The following is a 15,410-nucleotide window of genomic DNA, read 5'->3' as shown; positions in this document are numbered from 1 at the left end:
CCCCCCGTTCACGAAAGGTTCGGGCGCACCATCCATCCTTGCCGATGACGCGTCCCAAATCATCATGTCAGCCGGAAATCCAGTACCGTTCGACAGGCAAGGTGAGCATGTCGAGCGTGGCAGCCCTGAGGAGCGGGAGGACGATGAAGCTGCTGAACCCACGCGGGTTCGGAATGGTGTGCGCCACCGGCGCGGTCGCCGTCGGATTGGTCGTCGCGGGGTGCGCCAACCGCGTGGAAGGCGTGGCGGGTCCGAACGCGAGCGATCTGGCGGCATACAAGACCGAGGCAGCGTCCTCGTCGGCGGCGGCGACCTCATCCAGGCGCGCTGCCGCGCAGGCCAAGGCCATCTCCGACAACTGCGGTCAGTTCCCCACCATCACCGGAGCGGGCGTCAGCAAATACAACGATTTCGTCGACGCACACGATGCGAACGCACCGGACTACGTCGCCAAGCGCGACTCGGCGGTGCAGACCCTCGAGGACGCCGCGAACAAGGTGGAAAGCGGCGTGAACTCCGCCAAGGAGGCGCTACCCGCGGACCTGGTGCCGCTGTTCACCGAATACGTGAACGCCGCCCGCGCGCTGGCCGCCGAGACGCGCAAGATGACCTACACCGCCCCGGTCGCGGCGCTCAACGACGCCAGCAAGCGCGTCAACGACGCGCGCAACGCCGTCCGCGACTCGTGTCCGAAGCGCTGAGAAAGCCCTTGACACACCATCGCAACGCGACATTCGGTAGCTATTTCGCCGGATCGGCTTGCGCTGAAGCCCATAACCATGTTCGCTTGCAACTACCTACTGTCGGGAGTTGAGGAGGACGCCACCGTGGTCGCCGCGGCGGACGCGCAGAACTACGCTCAGAAGCTTGGCATCTCACACGGCTTGGTTGTCCAGGAATTGGGCTGGGACGAGGACGTCGACGACGACCTGAGGGCCGATGTCGAGGAAGCGATCGGCGGTGAACTCGTCGACGAGGACTCCGACGAGGTGATCGACGTCGTGCTGCTGTGGTGGCGGGATGGGGACGGTGATCTGGTCGACGCCCTGATGGACGCCATCGCCCCGCTCGCCGACGACGGTTTCGTCTGGGTACTGACCCCCAAGACTGGACAACCCGGCCATGTCGAGCCGAGCGAAATCGCCGAATCCGCACCGACCGCAGGTCTGACCCAGACCTCGGCGATCAGCCTCGGCTCGTGGACCGGAAGCAGACTCGTGCAGCCCAAGGCGCCCTCGAAGCAGCGTTGAGCCACCGCGCTATGGTTTCCACCAGGGTGGTGTCGCACGCCCACCCGGTGGAGACCCGACACGATGGAGGATTCGCTATGCCGCTAGAGGTTGGCACTGTCGCGCCGGATTTCACGCTGAAGGACCAGAACAACCAGGAAGTCACCCTGTCGGCTTACCGGGGCAAGAAGAACGTCCTGATCGTGTTCTACCCGCTCGCCTTCACCGGCATCTGCCAGGGTGAGCTGTGCAAGGTGCGCGACGAGCTGCCCAAGTTCCAGAACGACAACGCGGAAATCCTCGCGATCTCGGTCGGCCCGCCGCCAACGCACAAGATCTGGGCCGCGGAGCAGGGCTACATCTTCCCCCTGCTGTCGGACTTCTGGCCGCACGGCGCGGTGGCCCAGGCCTACGGCGTCTTCAACGAGAAATCGGGCTACCCGAACCGAGGCACCTTCGTCGTCGACCGCGAGGGCTACATCCGCTTCGCCGAGATGAACGGCCCCGGAGAACCCCGTGACCAGGCGGCTTGGGAGAAAGCGCTCGCCGCGCTAGATTCATAAGCCGCCGGTAACGGCACGGGCGTATAGCTCAGCGGTAGAGCTCTGGTTTTACACACCAGCGGTCGGGGGTTCGATCCCCTCTGCGCCCACAGATCAAATGCCAAGTAGAAGCCGCAAACTACGTTTGGTGCGTTTGCCCCACTCGCACTATGTGGGGCACCGGCCAGATCTACATCGGACTACATCTGCGGCCGGGTAACCCGCGCGGCAAAGCCCCCGAAGTATGCGCCTATGCGCGCACCGAATGTCGCTCGGAAGCAGCGTTGACGGGCCTAGCGTTCTTGCCGATGCGGTGCCGTCGGCGAGTGTCCCGACTGCTGTAGTGAGACAAACACTTCAGAGGGATGACGAATGAGCACGGGGGGCACGCCGATTCCGCCAGACCCGCCCGCCCCGCCGGAGAACGATCCGCCCGCACCGGGTCAATCTTCGCGGTGGGGCAGGGTGTTCCATTGGTCGGGCGGACGGAAAGTAGCGGCCATGGCAACGACAGTGGCGACGCTCGACGCGACGATTACGCTGGCGCCCTATGGTTCACCGCTCAGTCTCTGCGCGCGACGAACAACCAGTACTCCTTATCGCAGCAGACGGCGGTCACCGATCGCTTTCGGCTGGCGGCTGAACAACTCGCCTCCGACAAGATTGACGTACGGCTCTCGGGTGTCTATCTGCTCGCGCGGCTCGGACCGCGCCACCATCACGGCAGCCACAGCGGGTGCGGCATGACCGCAGCAACCACGTACGCTACCCAGGCCTGAACACCCTCATGGGAAGCGAGCACCACACCGTGTCGATCACCGCCGACAGAACCGCCCTCACCGACCCCACCCGGCTAGCTGCGGTACGCCGTTACGAGATCCTCGACGCTCCAACCGACGGCCAGTTCGACATCATCGCGGCGACCGCCGCAGCGGTGTGCGGCACCCCGATCGCCACGGTCAGCATCGTCGACGCCGATCGGGTCTGGTTCGCCGCGACCAAGGGACTGGATGGTGTCGCGCAGGTCGGCACGGAACCGGGACTGTGCGCGTCGGCGTTCTGCGCCGAGGGCCCGTACGTGGTCAACGACGCGGTCACCGATCCGCGCACCCTCGATCATCCGTTGGTACGTGGTGAGCTGGGGCTGCGGTTCTACGCCGCCGCCCCGATCGTCACCGCCGACGGGCACCACCTCGGCACCGTTACCGCGATCGACGCCATGCCTCGGGAGTTGAGCGAGGTGCAGGCGACCGTGCTCGGCTATCTCGCCGACCAGGTCGCGCAGCACCTGGAGCTGCGCCTGGCCACCATCAAGGCGGTACGCGCCGAACGCCAGTTGCGCGGCGATGCCGAGCAACGCGCCGCTGCCGCCGCCGAACTCGCCGCCCAGATACGAGCCGCGGCCGCCGTACAGGCCACCACGCCGCACCCTGAGCACTGCCAGCTCGGCGGCACCGCCGGCTGCACCGCGCCGGCCGAGCTGAAGATCGCCGATTCGTGGGGCGACTCGGCCTGGGGCTGCACCACCCACGTCGAAGAGGCCATCATCAACGTCCGTTCGGTGTTCATCGCCAACGAGGAACTCGGTGGCCTGGCCGCCTACCTCAACCGCTGACCGTCACCACGAACCAACCTCCCGGCCCCGTGCGGCACCGGCAGCCCGGGTGACCGCCCGCCACGCGCGCACCCGCAGCTACCGGCCCCGTGGTCCACTTGTTGTTTCCCCTGGGCGTCACTGCCTTGGGCGGCATGCGCACGACGATGCGGCGGGCCATGCACGACACGACCGACGAGCTCCCGCCACCATGCGTGATCGAGTCACGCAGCGCCGACGACCCGCAGAACCCCACGATCGTGGAGTACCGGCTGGCCGAAGGCACCCTGCCACTGCTCGCCGCGGCGCTCGAACGCATCGACGGCAGAAGGTAGGCCTACCCGCCTCACGCCTCCGACGCGGGATCCGCCGCTACGAGCGTCGCGGTGCGGACGCTGAACGGGTAGCGGCCGGGCGCCTCGAGCACGGCCTGCACGATCGCCGACCAGTACGCGACGTGATCGAGAGTGTGTTCGACAACCCGCGCGTGGTGTACCGGCTCAGTGACGGCCGGATCGTCGAGCCCGGCCGCCTCTACCGGCTGCGCAACGGAAAGCGGGCCGAGCCGTGGCCTCGTAGCTGCCCGCATCGCGGGCATCAGTTCGGCCCGAGACAGATGCTCGTCGGGTCGTTGGCCAGCTTCAGGCTGGCGGTCTGCACCGCCTCCACTGGTGTATCCGGTGTGGTCACGTCGTCTACACACCGCCCGTCGGTGCGGACTACGAGCACCCGACGACGCGGTCGAGCTGATCGGATCAGCTGGCGAGATCCAGGAGGTGGACGGGCGGGTCCTCGTCTTCGGCGGCGCCGCAATAGCAGGTTCCGGCGCAGTCGGTGCACGTCGAGCACCCCAGGCACCACGCCGACAGGTGATGGCCGCACTCGGCGTTCCATTCCGCATCGAGGGTGACTGGGTGCGGGATGAGCGGACCGCCCTGATCGTATGAGCGAAACTGCATAACCTGAATGGTCACCCCAGCCTTCCGCCCTTCCGTCCCGGCCTTCCGGACGGCACGTGGGGTCCAGTTGAACGGAAACTGGCGTTAGCTGGGCTGGTGCCCGAAACACCTTGCTGTGGAGAATCATTCGTGTTGATTGCCATCCCCGAGTGACCACCTCGTTGCCGATCATGGGACAACTGTCGCGAGCCCAGAAGTAGAACCCGGTTCCCGCGCTGCTCACTGACCGACAGGCACTGCCCGGACGCGCGGAACGCGGCTACGGGAGTGCGTTGGTGCGTCCTCGATGACGATCTACTCGAGAACCCGGACGAGTAGCGCTGCGAGATGGTCCCTCTCGGTAGTCGACAAGGCGTTGAGAAGATCGCGTTGAACGCCCGAGAGTGTCGCGTCCAGTTCCGTCAGTCGTTGTCGGCCAGAGCGCGTCAAGGCGATCAGATTGCGGCGTCGATCGTTGGGGTCCGAGGTGCGCGCGACGTGCCCCTGCTCTATCAATTCCTTGAGCATGGTGTGCATATCGCTCTGGTCGATTCCGCACCGTTGGCCGATCCGCGCCTGACTGTCGGGGCCGAATTCGTCCAGCGTGGCGAGGATCGCGAAGTGATAGGCACGGCCGCCGGATCCGGCCATCGCTTCGCCGATGAGCCGATGCGCCCGCACGGCCGCCTTGCTGATCAGCCAGGTCGGTTTGCTGCGCAGGCGCGTGGGCGTTTCCTCCAGCTCCATGCACGAAAGTCTAGTCAAACTCTTGGTCCGACCCATGAATATGGTTATCCTTGGGACGTCCAAGCTTGGCTGACCCAAGAGATTTGAAGGTGGAGCGATGTCACTCACTTCGGAACAAGCGCGAGCGGCCAGCGCCTGCGTACGCGAGCATGCCGCAGGGCTCGGTGCCCGAATCACGGTCGCCATCGTTGACGGCGGTGGACACGTGCTGGTTGTCGATCGGATGGACGGCGCGCCGCCGTTGTCGGCTCGAATCGCCCCAGCGAAAGCATCCAGTGTTGCGCTGTTCCACCGCGACGGCGGTGAGTTGGTGCGATTGCAGCAGGCATGGCCCGCACTGTTCGCACAGCTGGATCAGGTTGCGGGCACACCCATCATCGCGGGTGCAGGTTCTCGACTGATCCGACGTGGCGATGTCGTGGTCGGTGCGATTGCGGTCAGTGGGAGCGCACCTGAACACGACGACGTCTGCGCTGAGATTGGGCTGGTTTCGGTCCGGTCGGCCGTGTCGGACTGAGTCTCATTCGGGCGTTCGCCCACTTCTGCCAGCAGTCGTGGTCGAACCGCCTCTACACCCCACTGCGGCGGAGCGCGGGAGCGACTTCGCGGGCGGCGCGGTGGCCGGATTCGGCGGCTCCGTCCATGTAGCCGGCCCACCGGGTAGCGGTTTCGGTGCCTGCCCAATGCAGCGGGCCGATGGGGGTGCGCAGGGCCGGACCGAAGCGGGTGAGGGTGCCGGGCGTGGTGAACGCGCCGTAGCAGCCGCGGCTGAATTCCTCTTCGGCCCAATCGCGTTCGATGTAGGCGATGGGGTTGCGGGCCCGTGGCCCGAAGTAGCCTGCGAGATCGTCGATCACCTGTGCACGACGATCGGTGAGGTCGAGGCGCGCGCCTCTGTCGGCGTGCCGTCCCTCGAGGAAGCCGACGAGCACGCCGGGTGAACCGTCGAGCGGGGTGTTGTCGAAGACGGTGCCCAGGGGCCGATGGTCGCTGTTGGCTTGGCCGCTCAGACCCGCTTCGCGCCAGAAGGGCTCGTCGTAGGCGACATTGACTTTGATGACCCGGCCCATCGGCATGCGCTGCACGAGTTGGTCACGATCGCCGGGCAGGCCGGGGGTGAAGCGGACGCGCGCCGCCAGTGGCGGCGGAACCGCGATCACGGCTCGACGAGCGCGAACGGTCGTGCCGCCCGCGACGACCCGGACACCCGAGACGTCCCACTCGACATCGGTCACCACGGTTTCCAGGACGACACGGTCACCGAGTTCCTGGGCCAGCGCCAACGCGATGGTCTGCGAACCGCCGACAACGCGGTCCTGCTGCGCACCGCCCGCGGTATTGATCAACGCGTCCAGCCCACCGGCGGCGCCGACGTAGTAGGCGGCCCACAGTGCCGACATATCCTCCGGCTCCGCGGAGAACACCGCCTCGGTGATCAGCTGCAAGAACGACCGACCCGCGGAGGTGTGGGCGGTCCGCCGCAGCCAGGTGGCGAAGGTTTGCGCGTCCAGCACCCCAGCCCGGTCGGCGAGCCACGGCTCCGCCGCCGCGACCCGGCGCGCCACCCGGTCGAGCCTCCACTGGATCTGCGCTACATCGGCCAGTGCCAGCGGGTTCAGCTTGGGAATCCGGCCGGTGTATACCGAGCGGGCCGTGCCGAGTTCGGCGATATGACGGCCCGCGGTGTACGTGGGGAAGGTCTTCAGGCCGAGGTCATCGATCAGCGCGAGCACGTGCTGCTGGCCGGGCCCGACCCATTGACCACCCACCTCGATGGGCGCACCACCGGGGAGTTCATCGTTCAGCAGCCGCCCGCCGACCCGGTCGCGCGCCTCCAGCACGAGCACCTCCGCACCACTTCGCGCCAGGTCGCGGGCGGCTACCAGACCCGCTATCCCGGCTCCGACAACGACGACGTCCACTGATTCGCCCATTACGACCCACTTCCATACAGTCTGTATCTGACATACATACTGTATGTGATATCCATACCGCATGGAGTCGTTTCGCGAGAAGTACGCGGAGAACACCCGCCAGGCGCTGCTGGAGACCGCGGGGCGGCTGTTCGCCGAACGCGAGTACGCAGATCTGTCGGCGGAAGAGCTGGTTCGCGCCACCGGCCTCACCCGCGGCGCGCTGTATCACCACTTCGACGGCAAGAAGGGGCTGTTCGAGGCGATCGTCGACGATCTGGAGACGCGAGCGGCACAACGCATCCGCATCGCGATCGACTCGGCCTCGGACCCGTTCGACCGGGTCGATCGCGGGGTGCGGGAGTTCCTCGACGTCTGCGCCGAACCCGACTACCGGCACATCGTGCTCCTCCAGGGACCGATCGGCCTCGGCTGGCAGCGCTGGCGTGAGCTCGACCAACGCCATCTCGGCGGCCTGGTCGTCGAGGCGGTGCAGAATCTGCTCGATGCGGCGCTCATCCGCCCCTACCCCGCCGCATTACTGGCGAGTGCCTTCTATGGGGCCCTGACCGAACTGTCGCTGACCATCGCCGAGACCGATGATCGGCAACGCGCTCACGAGCAGGCGGCAAGCCTTGTGCACGATCTCCTCGCAGGGTTGGCGATCGGCGCGACTTCCTGACACTACGAACCCGCCGGGGAAGGGGGGAGCGATGTGGCACGAACGCCCGGTTCCAATCCCCGTCGCTCAGGAGCGGCGCGCGGTGACCAGGAGGTACTCCCACTCCATGCGCCCGTCGCCCAGGTCATGTCGGGCAGCGAGTTCCGTGAGTTCCCGGTCCAACTGTGCGACGCGGTCGGGCTCGGCGGCGATGGCTTTGTACACCGCGACCGCCGGGCCGTAGTAGGACTTGAAGAAGTCGCGGAACTCGGCGCCGTCGGCGAAGCGGTCGATGACCGCGTTTTCGCGCCGCAGCTCCAGATCGGTGACGCGATCGCCCAACAGCGACCGTACGTGCGTCTCGTCGCCCCACAGCGGGGGCGGCTGGGCGCCGGGCGGGGGTGGCGGCGCGAACGGTTTCATCGTGGCGAACATCTGCCCGATGAATCCGGTCGGCGTCCAGTTGATCAGCCCGATCGTGCCGCCCGGCCTGGTCACGCGGAGCATTTCGTCCGCCGCCGCTTGGTGGAACGGCGCGAACATGACGCCGACGCAGGAGATCACGGCATCGAAGTCGGCATCCGCGTAGGGCAATGCCTCGGCATCGGCTTGCTGCCACCGCAGCTCGACACCCCTTTCCGCGGCGAGACGCCGACCCGCCTCGAACAGCTCGGGCGTGAGGTCGCTCGCCACGACCTCCGCACCGGTCTCGGCCGCCGGAATCGCGGCGTTGCCGGACCCTGCCGCGATATCCAACACGTGCTGACCAGCGCCGATACGGCAGGCCTCGACCAGACGCCTGCCCAATCCAGAGATGACCTCGGTGGCGACGGACGGATAGTCGCCCAGTGCCCACATCGCGCGATGCCGCCGCTTCAGCTCAGCGGAGCCGGACTCGGTCATCTGACGCTCCCTAGGTGTTTTTGGTAGCCACACCCAAGATCAGCGGTCGAATGATCGGGGGCTCTCCCCGCCACGAAGCTTCCTGTACGTCTTCGAGCTTCAGTTCGGACCCCTGGATGAGCTCGAGTGTGGCACGGTTGCAATGGCAGCCCTCCGCGAACCGGCGCCACGGGCCGGCGAGGCGGTCTTGCCACTGGGCGAGTCGCGGCGACTCCGAACGCACATGCTCGATGAACAGCAGCTGGCCGCCAGGGCGCAACACACGCCCGATCTCGCGCAATACGGGTTCGGGGTGGTCGACAGTACACAGCACGAGCGTCGAGACGACCGTATCCACGGTTTCGTCCTCGAACGGCAGTTGTTCCGCCGATGCGTCGAGCACACGTGCCCGGCGTCCACTGCGACGCAGCTTCCGCGCCAACCGCGTCCGCATCGCGGCTTCCGGTTCGGTCAAGATCAGTTCTTCGAGGTCGTCAGGGTAGTACCCCACGTTGAGACCGGTACCGCTGCCCAGCTCGACAGTTCGCCCCCTCGCACGGCTGAGCAGATCTCGTCGGCGAGCGCCCATACCCGCCCTCTCGCCCATCCACAGCAGAGGGTCGTACAGCGCCGCGAAAACCCGGGCCCACGGATCCGAGCCCTTCACCGCTGCCCCCGACACGGCGCCACTGCTCACAAACTCGACGGTACGCCGGGTGGGCAGCATCGCCAATGCCCAGCCCGCGATCGGTCGTCCGCACACTGCGGGGAGCGGCGGTGCGGGGTTAGTGTCGGACCATGTCGAGCGATCCCTCGTCGCCTATCCCGTCGTTCCACGTGAACGCGATCCCTGACTCTTCCCACACCACCGACGACGACCCGATGGCCACGCTGGTCGGCATGCTCGACCTGCAAGCGGCGCTGCCCGGTATCCGGCGCATGCGTGCGTGGGGACACGAGGTCTTGGCCGTCGAGCCGGGCGAGCGGGTACTGGACATAGGTTCCGGTACCGGCACCGAGGTGATCGAGTTGTCCGAGCGAGTCGGCCCCGATGGCGACGCGGTGGGAGCCGACCCGAATCCCGCGATGCTCGCCATAGCCCGTGGGCGAGCCGAGACCGCGGACTCTCGGGCCCGCTTCGTCGAAGCCACCGCCTATCAGCTGCCGTTCTCCGACGGCTACTTCGACGCGGTGCGTTGCGAGCGGGTCTACCAGCACCTCGACGACCCGGCGTCCGCGACCGCCGAGATCGCCCGCGTCCTGCGACAGGGCGGCCGTGTGCTGCTCATCGACACCGACTGGCACACCGTGATCGCGCATCCCGGCGACCCCGGTGTGCTCGCCCGCCTGTCGAAGGCGATGCTCACCACCACCCCCAACCCCGCGTCGGGCCGGCGCTTGCGCGGCCTGCTCACAGCCGCCGGTTTCACCATCGATGACATGGGTTCGGAGGCGGTGATCTGGAATCCGGACACCGCCCTCCCGCTGTACATGCAAATGATCTCGTCCGCGAGCACCAGCGGTGCCATCACCGAACAGGAAGGGCGCGACCTGCTGGCCACCATGGACGCGGGCATCGCCAAAGGCGATTACCACCTGTCGGTGACCATGTTCGCTGTGCTCGCCCACCGAGCGGACTGAACGACCTGGCTCCGACCGCTGCCGAGCACCGGAGTCGATGGCGTGTCGACATACGATGCGGCTCGCGGTTGCGGGACCGTGAGCGGGACGCGCTGGGTGCTTCGCCGCGGAACGAGGAGTTCCTGAGCGAGCGATGGGACCGATAACGCGGCTGCGGCCACAGCTGGTCTCGAAAGCCGTCGGACCGAACCACAGCGGCGTCCACGACGCAGCGCAGACAAGCCGGTGCTGAGAACCCACCGAAGCGGCAGCCCATCGATCCCAGGCCATACTGACGATCGTGCGGTTCGGGATCCTGGGTCCGGTGGAGGTGCGACGGCCCGATGGGGGTCCGGTCGCGGTGGGTGGGCCGCAGGTGCGGGCGCTGCTGGCGGTGTTGGCGTCGGAGGCCGGGCGGGTCGTCTCCCGCGAGCGGTTGATCGACGATCTCTACGGGGAGGATCCGCCGGGCGACGCCGGGCACGCGCTGCAGTCCCAGGTGTCGCGGCTGCGGCGGGCGCTGCGTTCGGCGGGCGCCGACGAGCTGGTGGAGTCCTCGACCGCGGGCTACCGGCTCGCGGTCGACCCGGGCACGGTGGACGCGCACCGGTTCGATCGGCTCGCCGAGGAGGGCCGGATCGCGTTGCGCGACGGGGATCCCGCTTCCGCGGCCGCGCTGCTGGACGAAGCCGCCGGGCTGTGGCGGGGTGCGGCGCTGGCCGACGTCCGCGATGCGCCGTTCGCCGCGACGGCGGTGACCCGCCTCACCGAAGCGTGGCTGGCGGCGCGGGAGGATCGGGCAGAAGCCGGTCTGGCGCTGCGCGACCATCGAGCGGTGGTCGCGATGCTGACCGAACTCGTTGCCGCACATCCGCTGCGGGAGCGGGCTCGAGCATTGCTGATGCGCGGGTTGTCCGGGACCGACCGGCAAGCGGAGGCGCTGGAGCTGTTCGAGCAGGGCCGCCGACTGCTCGCCGATGAGCTGGGGGCGGATCCTTCGGCCGAACTGGCCCGAGCCCACCTCGCGATCCTGCGCGGGGACACCGTCGCCGCGGCCTCGTTGCGCCGCCTACCTGCCCAGCTCACCAGTTTCGTCGGCCGCGACGACGAGTTGGCGCAGATCGCGTCGCTGCTGGCGCGGGCCCGCCTGGTCACCTTGACCGGTCCGGGGGGCACCGGCAAGACCCGGCTGGCGTTGGAGGCAGGCTCCCGGGCTCAGGGCGAGGTCTGTTTCGTGGATCTGTCGCCATTGGTGGACGGCGCGCAGATGGCGCAGGAGATCGCGGCGACGCTCGGCGGCCGCGCGACCGCCGGTGAGCACGAAGACACGGAAAACCGGCTCCGCGCGATGCTCGCAGGCCGGTCTCTGCTGATCATTCTCGACAACTGTGAGCATCTGGTACTCGACGCCGCGCGGCTCGTCCACCGGTTGTTGCGCGAATGCCAGGGCCTTCGGGTGCTGGCGACCAGCAGGGAAGCCCTGCGCATCACCGGCGAGACCGTCCTGTCGATCGGGCAACTGCCGGTCGCGGCCGCCGAAGCGCCGCTGTCCGAGCAGCTCGGCTGCGCGGCGGTCCGTCTGTTCGCCGACCGCGCGGCCGCGGCGCGGCCCGGATTCACCGTCGACGCGGGCACGATCGCGGCCGTGCGGCGCATCTGCGCGCGATTGGACGGCTTGCCGCTGGCTTTGGAACTCGCCGCCGCCCGTCTGCGCAATCTCGAAGTGGACGACATCGACGGACGCCTCTCCGACCGGTTCCGGCTGCTGTCACGAGGAGACCGGACCGCGGAGCCCCGACATCAGACCTTGCAGGCGGTAGTCGAATGGAGCTGGGATCTGCTGGAACCGGCCGAGCGCCTCATGGCGCGGCGCTTCGCGGTCTTCGCGGGCGGAGCGTCGGCCGCGACAGCCGCTTCGGTCTGCGAACTCGACGATGCCGAAGAACTGCTCGACGGCCTGGCCGACAAATCGCTGGTGGAGGTGCACGGCGGCCGCTACCGGATGCTGGAGACCATCCGAGCCTACGGTCTGGCACGTTCGACCGACTCCAGCGAGCGTGAGCGCATGCAGCGTGCCCACGCGGCATTCTTCACCGCCCTGGCCGAGCGGGCCGATCCGCGACTGCGCGGCCCGGACCAGCTGGACTGGCTGGCACGACTGAGCGCCGAACACGACAACGTGCAGGTGGCGCTGCGCTGGGCGGTGGCCGCCGATCCGCCATTGGCACAACGACTCATCGCCGCGCACGCGTGGTGCTGGTGGCTGCGCGGTCATCCGGGCGGTGCCGTCGAGCTCGCGGGCAAGCTGCTGCCCGCACTCGATCCGGCGGCCGACGTCGAGAAATACGGCCTGTGCGCGGCGATCGCCGCGCGAGCGGGAAACGGACTGCCGGTCGCGGTCACCCGCGCGGTCACGGAGTTGTCCGGTGTCGAGAAACCCCTTCAACGCCCGCATCTGGTGTTCCTGCTGGCGACCGTCGGCGGGTTGCTGGACCTGCCGCCGCAGCGGCAGCGCCTGCTCTTCGGTGCCGACCCGTGGTCGCAGGCGTTCCTCCGGCTGGGCGCGGGACTGCACCTGCTCATGTCCGGTGAGCCGGTGGCGGCCGAACCCGAATTCCACTGCGCCCTGGAAGGTTTCCGCGCCACCCGCGACCGCTGGGCGATCGCCACCACCCTGGACAAACTCGCCGCCGTCGCCGACTGGCGCGGTGAGCGGGCGGTCGCGCTGGACCTGATCGACGAGGCCGTTGCCCTGCAAACCGAGTTGGGCGCGGGTGACGAGGCCGCCGACCTGCTCAACCGGCGTGGCGACCTCCTCGCCCGCCAGGACGCTTGCCACGACGCGGACGGAGCCCGCGCCGCCTACGAGTGTGCCGCCGAATCTGCCCGGGCGGCGGGCGCGACGGACATGTACGCCAACGCGATACGCGGACTCGGCGATCTGCGCCGTGCGGCGGGCGACCTCATCGGCGCCAGGGAGTACTACGGCACGGCCGTCGCCCTGCCCGACAACGGTTCGTTCGGCATGGCCGAGGCCCGTGCGCGCAGCCTCATCGGACTGGGCTGGGTCTCGCTCGCCGAAGCCGACAGCGAAGCCGGGCAGGCGGCGCACCGCGAGGCCTTCGAGCTGGCCCGTGACAGATCCCGATCGGTGGCCGCGGACGCGGTGGCCGGTCTGGCGGAGGCCGCCGCGGTGATCGGCGATCCGGCGCGGGCCGCGCTGCTGCTCGGCGCTGCCGATTCGCTGCGCGGGATGCCCGCCGCGGGTGACGGTGCGGCGGCCGAGACCGCCGCACGGTGCCGTGCCGAACTCGGCGAACAGAAGTTCCGCGCCGCCTATGACCGCGGCATCGGGCGGTCGATCGAGGAGGTGGCGGCCCTGCTCGGTGAGCGGCGGTGAGCCGATGGTGAGTGCGTGGTGAGCGCCGCGGCCGACGCTGTTCCCATGACAACGACGCGACAGTTCACCAACAAAACCGTTCTCATCTCCGGCGCGAGCGTCGCCGGTCCGGCACTGGCCTACTGGCTGACCCGCCACGGGTTCACCGTCACCGTCGTCGAACAGGCGCCCACCCTGCGCGAGGGCGGCTACAAGGTCGACATTCGGGGCGTGGCCATGGAGGTCATCGATCGGATGGGGCTGCTGCCGGAAGTCCGCGCGGCCTCGACGGCGATGCGTGGCGGCGCGTGGGTCGACGACTCGGGCAAGGCGCTGGCCACGCTGGGGCCGGAGCTGATCGGACTGCGGTCGCCCGGCGACGACGAGGTGCTGCGCGGCGATCTCGCCCATATTCTCTTCGACGCCACCAAGGACGGGGTCGAGTACCTGTTCGGCGACTCGATCACAGGCCTGGCGCAGCACGCCGACGGCGTGACCGTGCGGTTCCGCAACGCCGAGCCGCGAGTGTTCGACCTGGTGCTCGGCGCCGACGGCATCCATTCGACGGTGCGCCGCCTCGCGTTCGGGCCGGAGGAGCGATTCGCCCGGCACACCGGCATGGCGGCCTGCGTGATCTCGGTGCCGAACCATTTGGATCTCGACCATTGGGAATTGGTCCATCCGACTCCGGGGCGAGTGGTGCAGGTGTACAGCACCCGCCGCTCCACGGCCAAAGCCCAATTCATCTTCCAGGCCCCGGAACAACTGCCGGACCGGCGCGACCGCGCCGCGCAGCAGCAGCTGGTGGCCGACGCTTTCGCCGATGCGGGCTGGGAGACACCGAACTTGGTACGCGCCATGCCCGAATCACCCGACTTCTATTTCGACTCGGTCAGCCAGATCCATCTCGACCAGTGGTCCGCGGGCCGCGTCGCACTGGTCGGCGACGCCGCCTACTGCCCCTCGCCGCTGTCCGGGCAGGGCACGAGCATGGCACTGGTCGGCGCGTATGTCCTCGCTGGCGAGCTGAAAGCGGCCGCAGGCGACCACGACGCCGCCTTCGATCGCTACCAGCGCGCCATGCAGGACTATGTCACCCGGAACCTGACGCTGGGCTGGAACAACGCCACTCAGATGGTGGCGTCCGACCAGCGCGCGATCCGGACCCAGACCACCATGCTGCGCATGCTGCGGCACATGCCGTGGAAGGGCCTGGCGCTGCGCCCGATCATCAAGCCGCTCGAGCGCGCGGCCAACGCCATCCACCTCGCCGACTACTGAACCGCACCGTCACCTCGCGCCGTTCCGGCGAAGCACCCCATCCCCGAAGCACTTGAGGAGAACCAGAATGAGCATCGCATCCGGACCGATCTTCCAGTTGGCGTGGGTCGTCCACGACATCGAGGCGGCGGAACGAGAATTCACCGAACGCTACGGAGTCGACAAATGGGTTCGCATGCCCCGCATGCGTTTCGGCCCGGACTCGTGCAGCTATCGCGGTGCGCCGGCCGACTACACGATCGACAGCTCGCTCGGCTACGCGGGCGGGCAGCAATTGGAATTGATCGCACCGGTCTCGGGGGCGAACCTGTACACCGAAGCGCTCGAGCGGTCCGGTCCCGGTCTGCACCATATCGCTTGGGTGCCAGACGATTTCGATGTCGCACTGGCGGAGGCGCTGGCAGGCGGCGCCGAAATCGTCCAACACTGCGCTGTCGCGGAGATCGGCATGGAGTTCGTCTACCTCGCCGGGGGATCACTCGGCTCGTACGTCGAATTGCTGCGGCTGCCCGCGGACGCGCGCGCACTGTTCGACAGCATGATTCCGGACGGCTACCGGAATCCGTGGTCACACGGCCAGGGCGCTTCCCGCGAATGACACGGCAGTGGCGACAGCTGGAGTCC

General features: G+C 68.2%; 17 protein-coding genes and 1 tRNA gene. 13 read left to right on the top strand and 5 right to left on the bottom strand.

Annotated elements, in window-relative coordinates:
- Positions 1-143 precede the first annotated feature (143 nt).
- The 7 genes from ABZW96_RS08800 to ABZW96_RS08770 all read left to right on the top strand — a co-directional run bounded on the left by ABZW96_RS08800 (position 144) and on the right by ABZW96_RS08770 (position 3,700).
- A complete protein-coding gene (locus ABZW96_RS08800; protein ID WP_355072741.1) occupies positions 144-701 on the top strand; it encodes a hypothetical protein in 558 nt (185 codons plus the stop codon).
- 126 nt (positions 702-827) lie between these two features.
- Complete coding sequence (locus ABZW96_RS08795; RefSeq protein ID WP_355072984.1) at positions 828-1,250, top strand: DUF3052 domain-containing protein; 423 nt, start codon at positions 828-830, stop codon at positions 1,248-1,250.
- A gap of 77 nt (positions 1,251-1,327) precedes the next feature.
- Complete coding sequence (locus ABZW96_RS08790; RefSeq protein WP_355072739.1) at positions 1,328-1,792, top strand: peroxiredoxin; 465 nt, start codon at positions 1,328-1,330, stop codon at positions 1,790-1,792.
- Positions 1,793-1,809: 17 nt separating this feature from the next.
- Positions 1,810-1,881: transfer RNA gene (locus tag ABZW96_RS08785), tRNA-Val, on the top strand.
- 255 nt (positions 1,882-2,136) lie between these two features.
- On the top strand, positions 2,137-2,550 hold the full coding sequence (locus tag ABZW96_RS08780) for a hypothetical protein (RefSeq protein ID WP_355072737.1): 414 nt from the start codon (positions 2,137-2,139) through the stop codon (positions 2,548-2,550).
- A gap of 8 nt (positions 2,551-2,558) precedes the next feature.
- Complete coding sequence (locus ABZW96_RS08775; protein ID WP_355072735.1) at positions 2,559-3,386, top strand: GAF domain-containing protein; 828 nt, start codon at positions 2,559-2,561, stop codon at positions 3,384-3,386.
- A gap of 134 nt (positions 3,387-3,520) precedes the next feature.
- Entirely contained in the window at positions 3,521-3,700 is a 180-nt protein-coding gene (locus ABZW96_RS08770) for a hypothetical protein (RefSeq protein WP_355072734.1), read from the top strand.
- An 11-nt stretch (positions 3,701-3,711) separates the two neighbouring features.
- On the opposite strand, the gene ABZW96_RS08765 is transcribed toward ABZW96_RS08770, so the two are convergent.
- Both ABZW96_RS08765 and ABZW96_RS08760 read right to left on the bottom strand, forming a co-directional pair.
- Complete coding sequence (locus tag ABZW96_RS08765; RefSeq protein ID WP_355072732.1) at positions 3,712-3,954, bottom strand: hypothetical protein; 243 nt, start codon at positions 3,952-3,954, stop codon at positions 3,712-3,714.
- Positions 3,955-4,618: 664 nt separating this feature from the next.
- Positions 4,619-5,050 carry a MarR family transcriptional regulator gene (locus ABZW96_RS08760; protein WP_355072730.1) on the bottom strand — a complete coding sequence of 144 codons (432 nt, stop codon included), beginning with the start codon at positions 5,048-5,050 and terminating at the stop codon, positions 4,619-4,621.
- A gap of 97 nt (positions 5,051-5,147) precedes the next feature.
- Between ABZW96_RS08760 and ABZW96_RS08755 the strand changes: the two genes are divergently transcribed.
- Complete coding sequence (locus ABZW96_RS08755; RefSeq protein ID WP_355072728.1) at positions 5,148-5,567, top strand: heme-binding protein; 420 nt, start codon at positions 5,148-5,150, stop codon at positions 5,565-5,567.
- Positions 5,568-5,619: 52 nt separating this feature from the next.
- Here the strand turns inward: ABZW96_RS08755 and ABZW96_RS08750 are convergent, their stop codons facing one another.
- A complete protein-coding gene (locus ABZW96_RS08750; RefSeq protein WP_355072727.1) occupies positions 5,620-6,984 on the bottom strand; it encodes a flavin monoamine oxidase family protein in 1,365 nt (454 codons plus the stop codon).
- Positions 6,985-7,045: 61 nt separating this feature from the next.
- Between ABZW96_RS08750 and ABZW96_RS08745 the strand changes: the two genes are divergently transcribed.
- On the top strand, positions 7,046-7,645 hold the full coding sequence (locus ABZW96_RS08745; RefSeq protein WP_355072725.1) for a TetR/AcrR family transcriptional regulator: 600 nt from the start codon (positions 7,046-7,048) through the stop codon (positions 7,643-7,645).
- Between the two features lie 66 nt (positions 7,646-7,711).
- Here the strand turns inward: ABZW96_RS08745 and ABZW96_RS08740 are convergent, their stop codons facing one another.
- Both ABZW96_RS08740 and ABZW96_RS08735 read right to left on the bottom strand, forming a co-directional pair.
- Positions 7,712-8,527 (bottom strand): class I SAM-dependent methyltransferase, encoded by an 816-nt coding sequence (locus ABZW96_RS08740; RefSeq protein WP_355072723.1) that lies wholly within the window; start codon positions 8,525-8,527, stop codon positions 7,712-7,714.
- Between the two features lie 10 nt (positions 8,528-8,537).
- Positions 8,538-9,233, bottom strand: coding sequence for a class I SAM-dependent methyltransferase (locus tag ABZW96_RS08735; RefSeq protein WP_355072982.1), 696 nt, complete (start codon positions 9,231-9,233; stop codon positions 8,538-8,540).
- Positions 9,234-9,304: 71 nt separating this feature from the next.
- Between ABZW96_RS08735 and ABZW96_RS08730 the strand changes: the two genes are divergently transcribed.
- The 4 genes from ABZW96_RS08730 (at position 9,305) to ABZW96_RS08715 (ending at position 15,384) form a co-directional block, all read left to right on the top strand.
- Positions 9,305-10,147, top strand: a complete 843-nt coding sequence (locus ABZW96_RS08730) for a methyltransferase domain-containing protein (protein ID WP_355072722.1) — start codon at positions 9,305-9,307, stop codon at positions 10,145-10,147.
- A 280-nt stretch (positions 10,148-10,427) separates the two neighbouring features.
- Entirely contained in the window at positions 10,428-13,526 is a 3,099-nt protein-coding gene (locus tag ABZW96_RS08725) for a BTAD domain-containing putative transcriptional regulator (RefSeq protein WP_355072720.1), read from the top strand.
- A 45-nt stretch (positions 13,527-13,571) separates the two neighbouring features.
- On the top strand, positions 13,572-14,786 hold the full coding sequence (locus ABZW96_RS08720; protein WP_355072718.1) for an FAD-dependent monooxygenase: 1,215 nt from the start codon (positions 13,572-13,574) through the stop codon (positions 14,784-14,786).
- Positions 14,787-14,853: 67 nt separating this feature from the next.
- Complete coding sequence (locus ABZW96_RS08715; protein ID WP_355072716.1) at positions 14,854-15,384, top strand: VOC family protein; 531 nt, start codon at positions 14,854-14,856, stop codon at positions 15,382-15,384.
- The last annotated feature ends 26 nt before the right edge of the window (positions 15,385-15,410 follow it).

The organism is Nocardia sp. NPDC004168 (assembly GCF_040610355.1).
Classification (GTDB): Bacteria; Actinomycetota; Actinomycetes; order Mycobacteriales; family Mycobacteriaceae; genus Nocardia; species Nocardia sichangensis.
The sequence above is the reverse complement of the archived record's forward strand: the minus strand, read 5'-3'. Positions and strand labels throughout refer to the sequence as shown.